The sequence below is a fragment of the Bacteroides stercoris ATCC 43183 genome, assembly GCF_025147325.1.
GTDB classification, from domain to species: Bacteria; Bacteroidota; Bacteroidia; order Bacteroidales; family Bacteroidaceae; genus Bacteroides; species Bacteroides stercoris.
In genome coordinates, this window is record NZ_CP102262.1 from 2,364,564 (window position 1) to 2,379,291 (window position 14,728).

At 48.0% G+C, this 14,728-nt stretch carries 15 protein-coding genes and 1 pseudogene; 10 read left to right on the plus strand and 6 right to left on the minus strand.

The annotated features are described in order from the left end of the window. Nucleotides 1–10: 10 nt before the first annotated feature. From NQ565_RS09655 to NQ565_RS09670, 4 genes are all read right to left on the minus strand, one after another. The gene (locus tag NQ565_RS09655; protein WP_259829698.1) at nt 11–1,510 is read right to left on the minus strand and encodes a DUF3868 domain-containing protein; all 1,500 of its coding nucleotides are present in this window, start codon (nt 1,508–1,510) and stop codon (nt 11–13) included. A 33-nt stretch (nt 1,511–1,543) separates the two neighbouring features. After that, complete coding sequence (locus tag NQ565_RS09660; protein ID WP_117902714.1) at nt 1,544–2,098, minus strand: DUF3575 domain-containing protein; 555 nt, start codon at nt 2,096–2,098, stop codon at nt 1,544–1,546. A gap of 44 nt (nt 2,099–2,142) precedes the next feature. After that, nucleotides 2,143–2,517, minus strand: a complete 375-nt coding sequence (locus NQ565_RS09665) for a hypothetical protein (protein ID WP_005654337.1) — start codon at nt 2,515–2,517, stop codon at nt 2,143–2,145. Between the two features lie 375 nt (nt 2,518–2,892). Beyond that, nucleotides 2,893–3,849, minus strand: coding sequence for a tyrosine-type recombinase/integrase (locus NQ565_RS09670; protein WP_005654336.1), 957 nt, complete (start codon nt 3,847–3,849; stop codon nt 2,893–2,895). Nucleotides 3,850–4,057: 208 nt separating this feature from the next. Here NQ565_RS09670 and NQ565_RS09675 point away from each other — a divergent pair, with 208 nt between their 5' ends. The 4 genes and pseudogenes from NQ565_RS09675 to NQ565_RS09690 all read left to right on the plus strand — a co-directional run. Then, entirely contained in the window at nt 4,058–4,159 is a 102-nt protein-coding gene (locus NQ565_RS09675; protein ID WP_155817345.1) for a smalltalk protein, read from the plus strand. Nucleotides 4,160–4,195: 36 nt separating this feature from the next. Continuing rightward, nucleotides 4,196–4,669 (plus strand): N-acetylmuramoyl-L-alanine amidase, encoded by a 474-nt coding sequence (locus NQ565_RS09680; RefSeq protein ID WP_005653479.1) that lies wholly within the window; start codon nt 4,196–4,198, stop codon nt 4,667–4,669. 124 nt (nt 4,670–4,793) lie between these two features. Continuing rightward, nucleotides 4,794–5,276, plus strand: coding sequence for a ferritin (locus tag NQ565_RS09685; RefSeq protein ID WP_005653478.1), 483 nt, complete (start codon nt 4,794–4,796; stop codon nt 5,274–5,276). 334 nt (nt 5,277–5,610) lie between these two features. Continuing rightward, nucleotides 5,611–5,910: pseudogene (locus NQ565_RS09690) on the plus strand (DUF2442 domain-containing protein); the annotation flags it as partial. Between the two features lie 147 nt (nt 5,911–6,057). Here NQ565_RS09690 and kbl read toward each other — a convergent pair. Continuing rightward, nucleotides 6,058–7,245 (minus strand): glycine C-acetyltransferase, encoded by a 1,188-nt coding sequence (gene kbl, locus NQ565_RS09695; RefSeq protein ID WP_005653471.1) that lies wholly within the window; start codon nt 7,243–7,245, stop codon nt 6,058–6,060. 155 nt (nt 7,246–7,400) lie between these two features. Between kbl and NQ565_RS09700 the strand changes: the two genes are divergently transcribed. The 5 genes from NQ565_RS09700 (at nt 7,401) to NQ565_RS09720 (ending at nt 12,744) form a co-directional block, all read left to right on the plus strand. After that, nucleotides 7,401–8,357: an NAD-dependent epimerase/dehydratase family protein gene (locus tag NQ565_RS09700; RefSeq protein WP_005653469.1), complete on the plus strand. Its 957-nt coding sequence runs from the start codon at nt 7,401–7,403 to the stop codon at nt 8,355–8,357. Nucleotides 8,358–8,376: 19 nt separating this feature from the next. Then, nucleotides 8,377–9,225: a DUF4348 domain-containing protein gene (locus tag NQ565_RS09705; protein WP_005653467.1), complete on the plus strand. Its 849-nt coding sequence runs from the start codon at nt 8,377–8,379 to the stop codon at nt 9,223–9,225. 5 nt (nt 9,226–9,230) lie between these two features. Next, the gene (gene murB / locus NQ565_RS09710) at nt 9,231–10,214 is read left to right on the plus strand and encodes a UDP-N-acetylmuramate dehydrogenase (protein WP_005653465.1); all 984 of its coding nucleotides are present in this window, start codon (nt 9,231–9,233) and stop codon (nt 10,212–10,214) included. Nucleotides 10,215–10,242: 28 nt separating this feature from the next. Beyond that, nucleotides 10,243–11,007 (plus strand): MBL fold metallo-hydrolase, encoded by a 765-nt coding sequence (locus NQ565_RS09715; protein WP_005653464.1) that lies wholly within the window; start codon nt 10,243–10,245, stop codon nt 11,005–11,007. Between the two features lie 72 nt (nt 11,008–11,079). Beyond that, the gene (locus NQ565_RS09720; RefSeq protein ID WP_040315601.1) at nt 11,080–12,744 is read left to right on the plus strand and encodes a hypothetical protein; all 1,665 of its coding nucleotides are present in this window, start codon (nt 11,080–11,082) and stop codon (nt 12,742–12,744) included. A 241-nt stretch (nt 12,745–12,985) separates the two neighbouring features. On the opposite strand, the gene NQ565_RS09725 is transcribed toward NQ565_RS09720, so the two are convergent. Continuing rightward, nucleotides 12,986–13,363 carry a DUF3127 domain-containing protein gene (locus NQ565_RS09725; RefSeq protein WP_005653460.1) on the minus strand — a complete coding sequence of 126 codons (378 nt, stop codon included), beginning with the start codon at nt 13,361–13,363 and terminating at the stop codon, nt 12,986–12,988. 154 nt (nt 13,364–13,517) lie between these two features. Here NQ565_RS09725 and dnaN point away from each other — a divergent pair, with 154 nt between their 5' ends. Then, nucleotides 13,518–14,642, plus strand: a complete 1,125-nt coding sequence (dnaN, locus tag NQ565_RS09730) for a DNA polymerase III subunit beta (RefSeq protein WP_005653459.1) — start codon at nt 13,518–13,520, stop codon at nt 14,640–14,642. The last annotated feature ends 86 nt before the right edge of the window (nt 14,643–14,728 follow it).

Genomic DNA, 14,728 nt, shown 5'->3' on the forward strand with positions numbered 1-14,728 from the left:
TTTTGCTTTCCTATTTGTTTTTCAACTCTTTCAGCACCCTGTCTGCCTGCTCTATGCCGGCTGCCGCTGCCATGGTAAGATATACTTCCGCCTTGTCCCGTTTTCCTTCCTGTAGGCAGAGTATGCCCATGTTGTTGTATGCGATTGGCATGGTTGCGAATCTCTCCAGATAGCGCCGCGCTTTGGCCGTTTCCCCTTTGGTGAGTGCCACGGCCGCTGCATTGATATTGGCTTCGGGGCTGTCGGGAAACAGGCGGGCTGTGAGGTCGAGTACATCGTTGTATTCCGTAGATCCTTTCGGGTAACTGCCCGCTACCGCAAAGAGCTCGTTCAGGCGCAGTGTCTGACGTTCTCCAGTACGGGACATCCTCAGGCTCTCCGCCGCATCCGGCTGCTGGCGGGTGTACTCTATCCTGTAGTCGACCCGCATAACTTCGGGAAATATCTTTTCCGCCAGGTATCTGTAGGGCTTTCCGTCGGCAAGTTTCATCAGCATTCGTTCCCGCCCTTTATCCATGTCTACACTCCCTATCAGGTCTAGGGCGGCCTCCCTGAACATCATGCCGCTTTGTCTTGTCAGTGCGGCAATGGAGTCCCAGTCTTCCGGAATCCAGGTTACTTCCAGCGGAATGCCAGTTGCAAGTCGGTTTTCCCGCAGGTATGCTTTAAGGTTCAGTGAGCGTGCCAGTGCATTCATTTCGTTCTTTTTCAGGTTTCCGGCAGGTGCCCCGTATCCTGTAACCTTCACTTTCAGGAGTTCCGTTCCCTCTTCCCGTCGGATGTTCTGCAAAGCATTGCGCAGCCGGTGGTATATTTCTAAGTTCTGTTTGCTTTCGGACAATTCTCCCAGCGTTTTCTCTCCTTTTTCCTGCTTCCCTTTGCCAAAGTAGGGGATGGACCCCGTCACTGCATGCAGTGTGTCTTTGCCGGGTGCAGGCTCGATGAAGTTCACCCAGGCCAGGTATTTCCTGTCCGTATCCATGTCCCAGGCTGAAGTGCGGTTTTCGGGCAGGTTCAGCCTGCCGGCAATCCTGTCTTCGTAGGCCTTGCCCTGTTTGCCGTGGCAGGCGCATTCCTGCGTTCTCATCAGGAGCCGGGCGTCCTTCATCCATTCCTTATAGGGCACTGCCACCCGGTATCGGAAGGAGCGCGCCATCCTGGCGTCGTTCCTTATCACTACTGCGGGTATGGGGGCCGGATGCCCGTTTCCGGCAAATTCCTTTTGCCGCTGGTACACTTTCTGCTTTTCCTTGCCGTTGATGAGTACCGCCGGCAGGGCTTGCTCGTTTTCCCCGCTGATGAGTACGGGCGTCAGGGTCAGCGATTCGTCCGAGAGCATTCTCAGTCCTTCGAAATCGACTGAGAGGTCAATGTTTAGACGCCCGTCCGCAAGCGAGAACTGCTGTCCGGTGACGAACATTTCCCCCCGGTAGAATTCCTGTGCATGACCTGCCCGGCAGCAGAGCGCCGATAGTGCCATTATCATAGGAATACGGATTAAGTTTTTCATACTTTCAATTTGCTGTTGTAATTTATCTTGTTATTATTGCATCATATACACTAAGGATATGGAGGCTTTGGTGGGAGCGATGAAATTCCTGTTTCCGCTTCCTGTCTTTTCTCCGCAGTGCGCGCAGCGGTAGCGTTCGTATCGGGTGTGCAGGAATCCTACGCCGATGCTTGTCTCCAGTCCCCAGCGGGGGGAGAGGATGAAGTGATAGCCGTATGATATTCCCACTCCCGTAAAGTCTCCCTCGTATCTTTCGGAACGTACCCCTTTGAACAGCCCGAAAGGCAGCCTTGCCTTGGCTACGTTGTACACGCCGTACATCAGGCCTGCCCCGAAGAAATGTCCTCCGTAGGGCTGGCACATCCAGTAGCGCAGCTCCGGCTGCACGAACCAGTGTTTCCAGCGTTTGTCTCCTCCTGCCGGAAAGGGGTTGTAATAAACCCCGGCCTCCAGCGTGAAACGTTCCGACAGCTTTAGTTCCACACCGAGGTTGGGCGAGGCGAGCATGCCCCCCGTAAGCAGGTCGCTTTTCACGGCAACGGTTTGCGCCCCTGCCTTGCCTGCACACGACAGCAGGGCAAGGAGCATCAGCATCGGTATGTATTTTCTGCTTCTCAATTTCTTTGTTCCTGTTATAAATCTGTCAGTGTAATCTCCTTCAGGTATATCCTGGTTATCTGGTTTACTATTCCGAGTTTTTGTGCGGCTCTTCCGTATTGTGCATAGAACCGCTCGGTAATGGGGCTGTTGCAGTTCAGATGTCCTCCCGTGGCTTCGAGAATATCCAGCAGGGATATTTCCATGGCTTTTTTAGCAGGAATATAGGACTGTATTTCCAGCGGATGTTCCTTTTCTTTCAGGATGATAAGTCCGGCATTGGTGAGCTGTGTCAGCAATACCCGCATCTGCCCTTCTGTAAGTGTGTATGGTTTTATGCAAGTACCGTAGTCTCTTGCATAGATGCATTTGAGTACTGCAATGGCAGTCTGTGTTTTGGGCGTTATCATGTAGTTTTCTTGTTTGTTTGATTGTTGGTATCCGGCCGTTACTTTGTAGGTAACGGAAGATTGCCTTTAGGCACCCTGCAGAAGCGTCTGCCGCATATGCATCCGGGTTGTATAACCGATAAAGTTATATAACAGACGTTTTCCCGCTTTCCTACCGGAAGGCGGCAAGGGGGGCTTTGCTTTATTGGTTGAAGTCGGTTTGTTCTGTTTTGTCTGCTGCCGGTCTTTTATGCCGTATATGATAAGATTTTATCTTTTTTATTTTGTTTTTCAAGTTTTATAGTTACTTTTGCGGTAGGAATATCCTCCGTTACCTACAAAGTAATCCCTTTGTAATAATCTGTATCATAGTTATATACATGGAATGCTCCCTTGTCATCCTTGTCGGATACTGCATTTCTTCACGTAAGCGATAATTTTTTTATTGGTCCTGTCCAGCATTTCGTTTTCGAAGGGTTTCAGATAGGTTTCCGTAACCTTTACCGATGAATGCCCCAGTGCGTTGCTTATTACTCCCACGGCGACTCTGGTGTGGAACGCCGTTGTTGCCCATGTGTGCCTTGCGGTGTAGGACGACAGCTTTCTGCCCAGTCTGAGGGCTGCCGCCAGCAGTTTGAGTTTCCGGTTGAATCTCCGCAGGACCTGTTGGTAATGTCGGTATTCTTCACGCCTTCCCAGGGGGAAACGGCAGTTTTCGTCCCCCAGTATGTTGAGCAGGTAGGGCGAGTCCGTGCGGCGGTCGGCGCATCGGCGGATAAGCTCAGCGGCTTCTTCGGTTACGTGTACACGTATCTGCCTTCCCGTTTTCTGTCTTCGGTAGGTAATTACCCCGTCCTTGAAATCGCATTTACGCAGCCTTGCGAGGTCTGCAAACGGCATTCCCCGCAAGAGGAAGAGCAGTGCGAACCATATCTGCGCTTCTTTGAGTTCCCGGTGCAAGGAAGCGGAGATGTCGAGTGCTTGTCCCATTTCGGCAGGTGGGAGTGCGCGTTTCACGTCGGCACGGGTTCCGGTATATACATGTTTGAACAGTCCGGGCACGTAGCCGGTGAGGCCTGCCAGCAGCGCGCGGTTGTATACAGCCCGCAACATGCGCAGGTAGGTGGACATGGTGTTCAGCTTGAGCATCCTCTCCAGCAGGTGCCTTTCGAATTTGTGTATCGTGGCGATATCAAACACTTTCCGCATGCGTATTTCGTTTTTTGGATGTTCGCTTTCCCAGTACCGTTGGAAAGCCCGTAGCATGCTGCGGTATACATGGGCGGTTCCGAACCGCCCCTCGTCTTCCAGTTCCTGTATGACTGAAAGCGTAAAGGTTGTTAAATCTTTCATAATCTGTTGGCTTTATAATATTTACAGTCTTTGCGTGCGCTATTACCGCACGCAATAAATATACTGCATTTTTCTGAAATTTGTTTACTTGCAGATAGCGGCCTGTTCCCGAAGAGTATTCGACACGTATTATACATCGCTTTTTTGTATACCTTTGTGTCCGTTTTTTAATATAACTTATAAAAATGAAACCCTTAATTTAAATCTTATGATAACAAAATCAAACTGGTGGAACAAGCTCCTTAAAATCGTAATCGTAGTGGCATCTGCCGTTCTCTGTGCTTTAGGCGTACAAACAATGTCTGCTTAATTATGTTTCATATTTTATACCTTATACTTAAGTTACGTGAGATTTACCAACCTCATCATTATCCACTGTTCCGCTACCCGCTGTGACCGTAGCTATACCGAACATGATTTGATAACAGACCACCTGAGCCAGGGCTTCTTCGGTGCAGGTTATCACTATTATATCTGCAAGAACGGTGATATAAAGATGCTCCGTCCTTTGGAACATTCCGAGGAGCGTGCTCGCGGCTATAACGCTCACAGCATAGGTATTTGCTGCGAGAGTGGGCTGGATGAACGGGGATACCCTGCCGATACTCGTACCGATTTTCAGAAACACTCTTTGCGTATGCTTGTTATGCTGTTACTGCGTGATTATCCCGGCAGCCGTCTCTGCGGGTATCGCGACCTTAGTCCCGACTTCAATCGTAACGGCGAGATAGAACCCGAAGAATGGATAAAAGTGTGTCCTTGTTTTGATGCTGTATCCATTCTGCAAGATCCGCTGCCCCCTAATCCGGTTTCATTGTAATGCGATTGTTATATGTGAAAGGTTATGTTATGCTTTTTTTACTAAATAATGTTATTGGGATAAACAATATTCATGTGTTCTTGTTATATTTGTAATCATTTCAATTTACTTAATAAATACAATTATGATAACAGAAAAATTACAGAATGCAATTAACGAGCAGATTACGGCTGAGATGTGGTCATCCAACCTTTATTTGGCAATGTCTTTCTATATGGAGAAAGAGGGGTATTGTGGTATGGCTTCCTGGTTGAAGAAGCAGTCGTTTGAAGAACATGCACATGCTTGTGAGCTGGCATCGTATATTATCAAGCGTGGTGGCAAAGCCAAACTGGATAAGGTTGACGTTGTTCCCAACGACTTCGGTACTCCGTTGGAAGTATTCGAACAGGTTTACGAACACGAATGCCGCGTATCAAAGATGATCGACGCTCTTGTAGACGTGGCTGCCGCTGAAAAAGATAAGGCTTCCCAAGACTTCTTGTGGGGATTCGTTCGCGAGCAGGTAGAGGAAGAAGCTACTGCTGCCGGTATCGTAGATATGGTGAAGAAAGCCGGTGCAGCCGGAATCTTCTTTATTGATGCGAAGCTGGGCGAAAGAAAATAAGTAAGAAATATAACCGGTAAGGTAACGGGTGGTAAGGCGTGGGCTTTATCACCCGTTTTTTATCTGTCAGCTATCGTTTTAGAAACCGGAAATTGTATTGTTTCGTGTTTCTTCTGGTAGGTAATAAAATAATTATCTATATTTGTAATGAGAAGAAAAAGAAAATCAAGAAGTGATAGCAGAGCATTGGAATAAATTCTTTAACAAAGCCAGATGAGCAGTTATGAAAGACGTAATAGAAAAAGTATGGTTGACCGATACAGCTGTATGGATACGTATAATTGACGGTAGGGAAGCTTGTGAAGAATTTGCAAATTATTAAAGATTAAAATTTGCTACTTCTGAACAGCGTGCGAACTTTGAAGTGAGTGAATATGGTATTCATTGGAGAGAATTGGATGAGGATTTAAGCTTTGAGGGCTTTTTTCGGGAAAAGAAATCAAATCTTTTATATGACTTATTCATAGCTCATCCTGAACTGAATGCCTCTGCAGTAGCTCGTCGGTTAGGCTTGTCACAAAGTCTGTTTGCGCAATATGTGAGTGGAACAAAGAAGCCGTCTAAACAACGTTTTGATGAAATAATAGAAACAATACGTGAAATAGGGCGCGAGCTAATGACCGTGCCTGCATGAAAAATAGGGTAATGTTGCAAGAATAGGAATGTGTTGCAACACGGAAACATTTATTATTTTCAGGCACGGATTACGCGGATTTCACGGATTTACTTTATCCTTTCTTCCGTGTAATTCCGCGTAATCCGTGCCTAAAAAAACATCAAGTTATTTCAGCACTCCCAATTCCTTTCCTACCTTAATAAACGCTTCAATACATTTATCCAGATGTTCCTTATTGTGTCCGGCAGAGATTTGTACACGGATACGTGCCTGCCCTTTCGGTACAACGGGGTAGTAGAAACCGGTTACATAAATACCTTCTTCCTGCATGCGGGCTGCATAAACCTGCGATAGTTTGGCGTCGTACAGCATTACTGCGCAAATGGCACTCTGGGTAGGCTTGATGTCGAAACCGGCAGCAGTCATCTTGTCGCGGAAGTAATTTACGTTTTCTACCAACTTGTCGTGCAGGGCGTCGCTTTCTTTCAGCATCTTGAATACTTCAAGGCTTGCACCGATGATGCCCGGAGCCAGGGAGTTGGAGAAGAGATAAGGACGGCTGCGTTGGCGCAACAGGTCGATAATCTCTTTGCGACCCGTGGTGAAACCGCCCAAAGCGCCGCCGAAGGCTTTGCCCAATGTACCGGTGTAGATGTCCACACGTCCGTAGGTGTTGTACAGTTCGCTCACGCCATGTCCCGTAGCGCCCACTACTCCGGCAGAGTGGGATTCGTCCACCATTACCAGTGCATCATACTTTTCGGCAAGGTCACATATCTTGTCCATGGGAGCTACATTGCCGTCCATGGAGAACACACCGTCCGTTACGATGATGCGGAAACGTTGTGCCTGGGCCTCTTGCAGGCATTTTTCAAGTTCTGCCATGTCGGCATTGGCATAACGGTAACGTTTGGCTTTGCAGAGGCGCACGCCGTCAATGATGGAAGCATGGTTCAAGGAATCGGAGATAATGGCGTCCTCTTCGGTGAAGAGAGGTTCGAACACACCGCCGTTGGCATCGAAGCAGGCGGCGTAAAGAATGGTGTCTTCTGTCTTGAAGTAATCGGAAATGGCAGCTTCCAATTCCTTGTGGATGTCCTGTGTGCCACAGATGAAACGGACGGACGACATGCCGTAGCCGCGACGTTCCATCATGTTCTGAGCAGCGGCTATCAGGCGGGGATGATTGGATAATCCCAGATAGTTGTTGGCGCAGAAGTTCAGTACTTCCTTGCCTTTCACGGTGATAGCAGCTTGTTGTGCACTCTCAATCAGGCGTTCCTCTTTATAGAGTCCGGCTTCTTTTATTTCAGCAAGCGTTTTGCTGAGATGGTCTTTCATTTTACCGTACATAGCTTTTTATTTTAATAGGTAATACTTCGTTATTTGAAGCTCTACAAAGGACATCATTTTTCTTGGAATAAACAATATCTTTTTGATAGAAAAATGAAAAAAAAGTGTGTATATTTGCGACTCAGTAACGAAAGAATACCTTATAAATAAGTTGTATGAAAAATATTTTGGTAATTGGAGCCACAGGACAGATTGGCTCGGAGCTAACATTGGAGTTGCGCAAGCGCTATGGTAATGACCATGTTGTAGCCGGATATATTCCGAGCGCCATGCCGCAGGGTGAATTGAAATCCTCGGGTCCTTCGGCCATAGCCGATGTGACAGACCGCCAGTCTATTGAAGTGGTGGTGAGGCAATTCAAGGTTGATACAATTTATAACCTGGCAGCCCTGTTGTCGGTAGTTGCCGAGAGCCGTCCCGCCATGGCGTGGAAGATTGGCATCGACGGGCTGTGGAATGTGCTGGAAGTGGCGCGCGAATACGGTTGCGCCGTGTTTACGCCGAGTTCCATCGGTTCGTTCGGAGAGAATACTCCTCACGTAAAGACACCGCAGGATACCATTCAGCGTCCGCGTACCATGTACGGCGTAACAAAAGTGACTACGGAATTGTTAAGTGATTATTACCATACGAAATACGGGGTGGATACCCGTGCGGTACGTTTCCCCGGAATCATTTCCAATGTGACACCTCCGGGCGGCGGTACGACGGACTATGCGGTAGACATCTTTTATTCTGCCGTAAAAGGTGAGAAGTTCGTATGTCCCGTAAAGGCGGGTACATTTATGGATATGATGTATATGCCCGATGCCATTAATGCGGCTATCTCGCTGATGGAAGCCGATCCGGAACGGCTGAAGCACCGGAATGCGTTCAACATCGCTTCCATGAGTTTCGACCCGGAAATGATTTATGCGGCTATCAGGAAACATGTGCCCGACTTCGAAATGACCTATCAGATAGATCCTTTGAAGCAGTCCATTGCCGACAGTTGGCCCGATTCGCTGGATGACTCCTGCGCCCGTGAAGAATGGGACTGGATGCCGCAGTTTGACCTGGAGTCTATGACTGTGGACATGCTTGAAAAACTAAGAGCAAAATTAAATAAATGACCGTAGAGGTCGGTAAAGGATGAAACGATTACTAACGGGATTTTTTATACTCGTCTTTCTGTTCTCGTGTGGGAACAGAAAGACGAAAATGGATCCCTTTGCTACCATTACCGAAATGGTGGATTCGGCCGGGCATGAAGCCGATACGCTGCAACAGACAGAAGTGAAGGAGGAGCCTGAGCCGTTGGAAGCGGACGAACTGTTTGACGATTTTATCTTCAACTATGCTTCGGACGAGGCTTTGCAACGGGCAAGGACGGAGTTTCCTTTGCCTTATTACAACCGGGACACTCCTTCGAAGATAGAGGAACGCTTCTGGAAGCACGACTACCTGTTTACCAAACAGAATTATTATACATTGCTTTTCGACCGTGAGAGCGACATGGACATGGTGGGCGACACTGCATTGAAATCCGTACAGGTGGAGTGGATTTATCTGAAAACACGTATGGTAAAGAAATATTATTTTGAACGTAAGCGAGGCATGTGGATGCTCGAAGCCATAAATTTGCGTCATATCGAAGAAGGTGAAGGCGAGAATTTTGTGGATTTCTATACCCGTTTTGTGACGGACAGCTTGTATCAGAGCGAGCATATTGCCAATCCGTTGCAGTTTGTCACCATCGACCCCGACGATGAGTTTGCCATACTGGAAACCACTCTCGACGTGAACCAGTGGTATGCTTTCCGTCCGTCGCTGCCCGCAGACAAGTTGTCCAACATCAACTACGGACAGAAGAACGAGGATAATTCGAATACGAAAATCCTGAAAGTAAACGGTATCGGCAACGGATATTCCAACGTTTTCTATTTCCGCAGGCGGGGCGGTGAGTGGAAGATGTATAAATACGAAGATACGAGCATTTGAGACTTATGAGAATACCCAATACATTCGGATTTGATGTAAAAGCTGCCGTATATGCAGAATATCACTCGGTAGAGGAATTGGAGAAATGGATAGCCGAAGGGCGCATCACTTCTCCTTTTTTACATATAGGATGCGGTAGTAATCTGTTATTTGTGAAAGATTATGAAGGCATGGTGCTGCACTCGCGCATCGGGGGCATAGAAGTGACCGCGGAAGATGACGGGCAGGTGCATGTACGTGTGGGTGCGGGTGTAGTATGGGATGATTTTGTAGCTTACTGTGTGGAGCAGGGCTGGTATGGCGCGGAGAACCTGTCACTGATACCCGGTGAGGTAGGAGCGGCTGCCGTACAGAATATTGGTGCTTACGGTGTAGAGGTGAAAGACCTCATCGAGTCTGTGGAGACTATAAACATCCGCGGCGAGAAGCGTACCTACCGGAAAGACGAATGTGAATATGCCTATCGGAAAAGCCTTTTCAAAAAGCCTGAAATGAAATCGGTCTTTGTGACTTACGTGAATTTCGTACTGAGCAAGAAGGAGCATTATACATTGGATTATGGTACAATCCGTCAGGAGCTTGCCGGGTATCCGTCAGTGACCTTAGCCACTTTGCGCCGTGTGATTATAGATATTCGCGAAAGCAAATTGCCCGACCCGAAAGTGCTGGGTAATGCCGGGAGTTTCTTTATGAATCCCATCGTGCCTCGTGCGCAATTTGAAGCGTTGCTGGACTTGTATCCCACCATGCCTCATTACGAGGTGGATGCCGGACGGGTGAAGATACCCGCCGGATGGATGATAGACCAATGCGGCTGGAAAGGCAAGGCCTTAGGTCCTGCCGCCGTGCACGACAAGCAGGCTCTGGTGCTTGTGAATCTGGGTGGTGCAACCGGAAAAGATGTGGTTGCCCTGTCAGATGCTGTCAGAGCCTCGGTAAAGGAGAAATTCGGAGTGGAAATTTGTCCGGAAGTGAACTTTATAGAATGATTAACCGATAATCATCAATCACTGTTTTATGAAACTGACTATATTAGGAAGCGGAACATCTACCGGAGTGCCGGAAATTGGCTGCACATGCCCGGTCTGCACATCTGCCGACCCGCGGGACAGCCGTTTGCGTGCATCTGCCCTGCTGCATACGGACGATGCGGTGATATTGATAGACTGCGGTCCTGATTTCAGGACACAGATGCTGCGTGCTTCCGTGTACGAGCGGATAGACGGCGTGCTGATAACCCACGAGCATTACGACCATGTGGGCGGATTGGACGATTTGCGCCCTTTCTGCCGTTTCTCGGAAATACCTGTCTATTCGGATGCCTACACAGCTGCTCATCTGCGGGCACGGATGCCTTATTGCTTTGTGGATAAGAAATATCCGGGTGTGCCGCGCATTTATTTGCAGGAAGTGGAAGCGGGCAGGCCTTTCTACGTGCGGGAAACGGAAATACTGCCGGTTACCGTGATGCACGGGCGGCTGCCTATCCTGGGATACCGTATCGGCAGGCGGCTGGGGTATGTAACGGACATGCTTACGATGCCGGATGCTTCGTATGAACAATTACAGGGACTGGATGTTCTGGTAATAAACGCCTTGCGGCCGCAGCCGCACTCTACGCACCAAAGCATACCGGAAGCGCTGGCGGCAGCGGAACGTATCGGAGCAAGGGAAACTTATTTCATCCACATGAGTCATCATGCAGGGCTGCATGCCGAAATCGACCGCCAACTGCCGCCCCATGTGCACTTTGCGTATGACGGTATGGAAATAGATTTCTAAACTTTTTGAAACATTTGTTTTGTTTTATTAGTATAAATGTTTATTTTTGCCAACAGTTGACGAATGTATGCCATGAAGATTCGAATCCTTATACGAATAGCCGTTATTGTGTCCATAGTATTGCTGTGTACAGGTTTTGGCGTATACTCGTTTCTGCGAATGAATGCAGTGGAAAACCGGCAGGATTTTAATCTCTTTACGTTAGTGCCGCAAGATGCCACGGCTGTACTTGAGACAGACCGTATGGCGGATTTGATGGAAGATATCGACGGCTTGCATTGCAGCAAGGATGAGCATTTCCTGTATGTATCGGAACTTTTTGTATGCCTGAAGAAGTATTTCAATACATTGGTAGGTGATACGCCGCATGGACTGAGCAGGCAGATGAATAAAATGCTTATCAGTTTCCACGAACCGGATACTCCTTTGAATCAGGTGTTGTATTGCAGCCTGGGGGCGGGGGATTACGAGCTGGTGGAGTCTTTCGTGCGTAAATACTGTTCCAGTACTTTTCCTTCCAAGTATTTTGATTACAACGGTGAGGAAATACGCATCTATCCCACGGCGGACGGGCGTTTCCTTGCGGCTTATTTCACCCCTGACTTTCTGGCTGTCAGCTTTCAGAAGCGTCTGATAGAGCAGGTTATCGATGCCTGCCGTTCCGGACAATCATTGATGGACATGGCATCTTTCCGTACCATGTATGCCGGTAAGCGTAACAATGTGGCGGCAACAGTGTATGTACGCATGAAAGAAGTGGGCATGGGCAAGAATACAGACGGCATTCGTCCGCAGACGCATCTGGGAAGTTGGGCAGAGTTTGACATGAAGTTCAATGAAGAAGCCGTTTATTGTTCCGGTATCAGTCACGGAGCGGATACAGCCCGGACGTTTATCAATGCGCTTCGCAGACAGGAACCGATAAAGGATTTTTCGGGAGAACGGCTTCCGGCATCTGTCTTCTTCTACAACCAGTGGGCAATCTCGGATTTGGAAGCCATATTCGGCTTTACTTCGCAACAGGAATATGCTAAGGCTGCCTATTCCGATTATATCAAGAAGCGGGATGGCGAGTGGATGGAATTTATGAAAACGTATGCGGGAGAGAATGTCATGTCTTGCCTGTTTCATTCCAAGGATACTACCGACCGGCATCCCTGCGCTGTAATGAGCGTTGCTGTAAAAGATGAAGCGCAGGCAGAACGTGCTCTGCAAAAATTGCTGTATGCCACTCCCGAAGAAAAAGGCGCTCCGGCCGTGGAGCGGACCTATCCGAACTACAGGCGATACCCGCGTGCACGGAAGTACCGGCAGTATATGTTGCCTCGGAATACCGTATTGACACAACTGACAGGCATTACGGAATCCGCGCTTCACACCTACGCCTGCTTCTATAAAGGAGCTTTGTTGCTGGCGCCCGATGCACAGAGTCTCTCCGCTTATGTGGACGCTTTGGAGAACGGGGATGTGCTGGATGGTACTTCGGTGTACGAGGAAGGTGTAGGTAGTCTTTCTCCTTATTATAACTTTGCCATGATGGTGGATATGGAAGAGATGATGCGCCAGCCGGAAACTTATGTGTGGTTGGTTCCGAATTTTTTCTTCCGTCATTCCGATTTCTTCCGCCACTTCACTATAGCCATACAGTTTACTTGCACGGAAGGAGTGGTGTATCCGAATCTCGTCTTGCTGTATAAAGGAGAGAAAATAGGGGAGTTTGAAGAAGTAGGGAATTGAAAAATAAGAGAAATAGAAAAGAGGGCTTGTCAAAACTAAATCCGCTTACTATTTATTTTTTATTAGGCACGGATTACGTGAAAAACACGGATTTCACAGATTTTCTTTATTCTTTTTCTGTGAAATCCGTGTTTTCCGCATAATCCGTGCCTAAAAGAAATCGTCAAGTGTATTTTGACACCTTCCTTTTCTTACCGGATAAAACTTACTGATTCCTGTTTTTCAATTTTTAATTCTCAAATTAGAAAGGCAAGTCGTCCTTTGCGTCTCCGGATAAGAATTCCGGCGCTGCGGACGGAGCGGGCGGCGGAACCGGTGCTCCCGGTGCAGGCGCTGCCGTTGCTGCGCTGACACGTTCCACTTTCCATGCGCGGATACTGTTGAACCAGCGGTCTTGCCACTGACGTGCATCGATGTCGAAAGATACCGTCAGCTCTTCACCCATCTGGATATTGAATTGTTCTATTTTATCTGCTCCGAATACGTCGAAACACATTTTGCGGGGATATTGCCCGTGGTCTTCGATTACGTATTCCTGCGCTTTCCACTCGTTACCTGATGCTTTGGAAACTCCGCCTCTGGGCTGGAGTATAGCGATGATTTTTCCTGTAAATTCCATTGTACTCTTTTTAAATGATGCGGCGAAGTTACAATTTTTTAGGGATATGCGACGAATAAACGGCTGTTTTTTCTTTGCCGTAGGGAATTCTTTTTTTAACTTTGTCCGTTAGTTAACAACTGAACTGAAATTAAAACTTAAATACATAGAATATATGAAATTTATCGTTTCGAGTACTGCGCTCTCCAGCCATTTGCAGGCTATCAGCCGCGTGATTAATTCAAAGAATGCGCTGCCTATTTTGGATTGTTTCCTTTTTGAACTACAAGACGGAACCTTGTCGGTAACTGTTTCCGACAGTGAAACAACGATGGTTACCACAGTAGAAGTGAATGACAGTGATGCCGACGGACGTTTTGCAGTGACTGCCAAGACTTTGTTGGACGCTTTAAAGGAAATTCCCGAACAGCCGCTGACGTTTGACATCAATACGAGTTCTCTGGAGATTACGGTTCAGTATCAGAACGGTAAATACAGCCTGATGGGGCAGAATGCGGACGAATTTCCGCAATCGGCCATGCTGGGCGAGAATGCCGTTCGTGTGGAAATGGATGCACAGGTGTTACTGGGAGGTATCAACCGCGCCGTGTTTGCAACCGCTGATGACGAGCTTCGTCCGGTGATGAACGGTATCTATTTCGATATTACTACCGAAGACATTACAATGGTGGCTTCCGACGGACATAAGTTAGTGCGTTGCAAGACGCTGGCCGCCAAAGGCAATGAGCGTGCGGCTTTCATCCTGCCCAAGAAACCTGCCAACCTGATGAAGAACCTGTTACCGAAGGAGCAGGGCACGGTGACCATTGAATTTGACGAACGCAATGCCGTGGTTACATTGGAAAGCTATCGCATGGTATGCCGCCTGATTGAGGGACGCTACCCGAACTATAACTCCGTAATTCCGCAGAACAATCCGTATAAAGTGACGGTAGACCGCCTGCAACTGATTGGTGCGTTGCGTCGCGTGTCTATCTTCTCCTCACAGGCAAGCAGCCTTATCAAACTGCGTATGCAGGAGAACCAAATTGTGATTTCGGCACAGGACATCGATTTCTCCACTTCGGCAGAGGAAACGCAGACATGCCAGTATGCAGGTAATCCGATGAGCATCGGTTTCAAGTCTACTTTCCTGATTGATATCCTGAATAATATATCGGCGGATGAAGTGGTTATCGAGCTGGCGGATCCTTCGCGTGCCGGTGTTATTGTTCCGGCAGAGCAGGAAGAAAACGAAGACCTGCTGATGCTGTTGATGCCGATGATGCTGAATGATTAATGAAATAGTAATCTGTCATTTTTTTATTTAGGCACGGGTTACGCGGATTTCACGGTTCGGGTTTATAGAGAAACCGCACCGTTCCG

Bases quoted from the DNA above. Each gene is read 5' to 3' on its own strand.
- NQ565_RS09665 (WP_005654337.1), bottom strand. From the start codon at position 2,517: ATGATAACGCCCAAAACACAGACTGCCATTGCAGTACTCAAATGCATC.
- NQ565_RS09700 (WP_005653469.1), top strand. From the start codon at position 7,401: ATGAAAAATATTTTGGTAATTGGAGCCACAGGACAGATTGGCTCGGAG.
- NQ565_RS09705 (WP_005653467.1), top strand. From the start codon at position 8,377: ATGAAACGATTACTAACGGGATTTTTTATACTCGTCTTTCTGTTCTCG.
- NQ565_RS09660 (WP_117902714.1), bottom strand. From the start codon at position 2,098: ATGCTCCTTGCCCTGCTGTCGTGTGCAGGCAAGGCAGGGGCGCAAACC.
- murB (WP_005653465.1), top strand. From the start codon at position 9,231: ATGAGAATACCCAATACATTCGGATTTGATGTAAAAGCTGCCGTATAT.
- NQ565_RS09715 (WP_005653464.1), top strand. From the start codon at position 10,243: ATGAAACTGACTATATTAGGAAGCGGAACATCTACCGGAGTGCCGGAA.
- kbl (WP_005653471.1), bottom strand. From the start codon at position 7,245: ATGTACGGTAAAATGAAAGACCATCTCAGCAAAACGCTTGCTGAAATA.
- NQ565_RS09655 (WP_259829698.1), bottom strand. From the start codon at position 1,510: ATGAAAAACTTAATCCGTATTCCTATGATAATGGCACTATCGGCGCTC.
- NQ565_RS09720 (WP_040315601.1), top strand. From the start codon at position 11,080: ATGAAGATTCGAATCCTTATACGAATAGCCGTTATTGTGTCCATAGTA.
- NQ565_RS09670 (WP_005654336.1), bottom strand. From the start codon at position 3,849: ATGAAAGATTTAACAACCTTTACGCTTTCAGTCATACAGGAACTGGAA.
- NQ565_RS09725 (WP_005653460.1), bottom strand. From the start codon at position 13,363: ATGGAATTTACAGGAAAAATCATCGCTATACTCCAGCCCAGAGGCGGA.
- NQ565_RS09685 (WP_005653478.1), top strand. From the start codon at position 4,794: ATGATAACAGAAAAATTACAGAATGCAATTAACGAGCAGATTACGGCT.
- dnaN (WP_005653459.1), top strand. From the start codon at position 13,518: ATGAAATTTATCGTTTCGAGTACTGCGCTCTCCAGCCATTTGCAGGCT.
- NQ565_RS09675 (WP_155817345.1), top strand. From the start codon at position 4,058: ATGATAACAAAATCAAACTGGTGGAACAAGCTCCTTAAAATCGTAATC.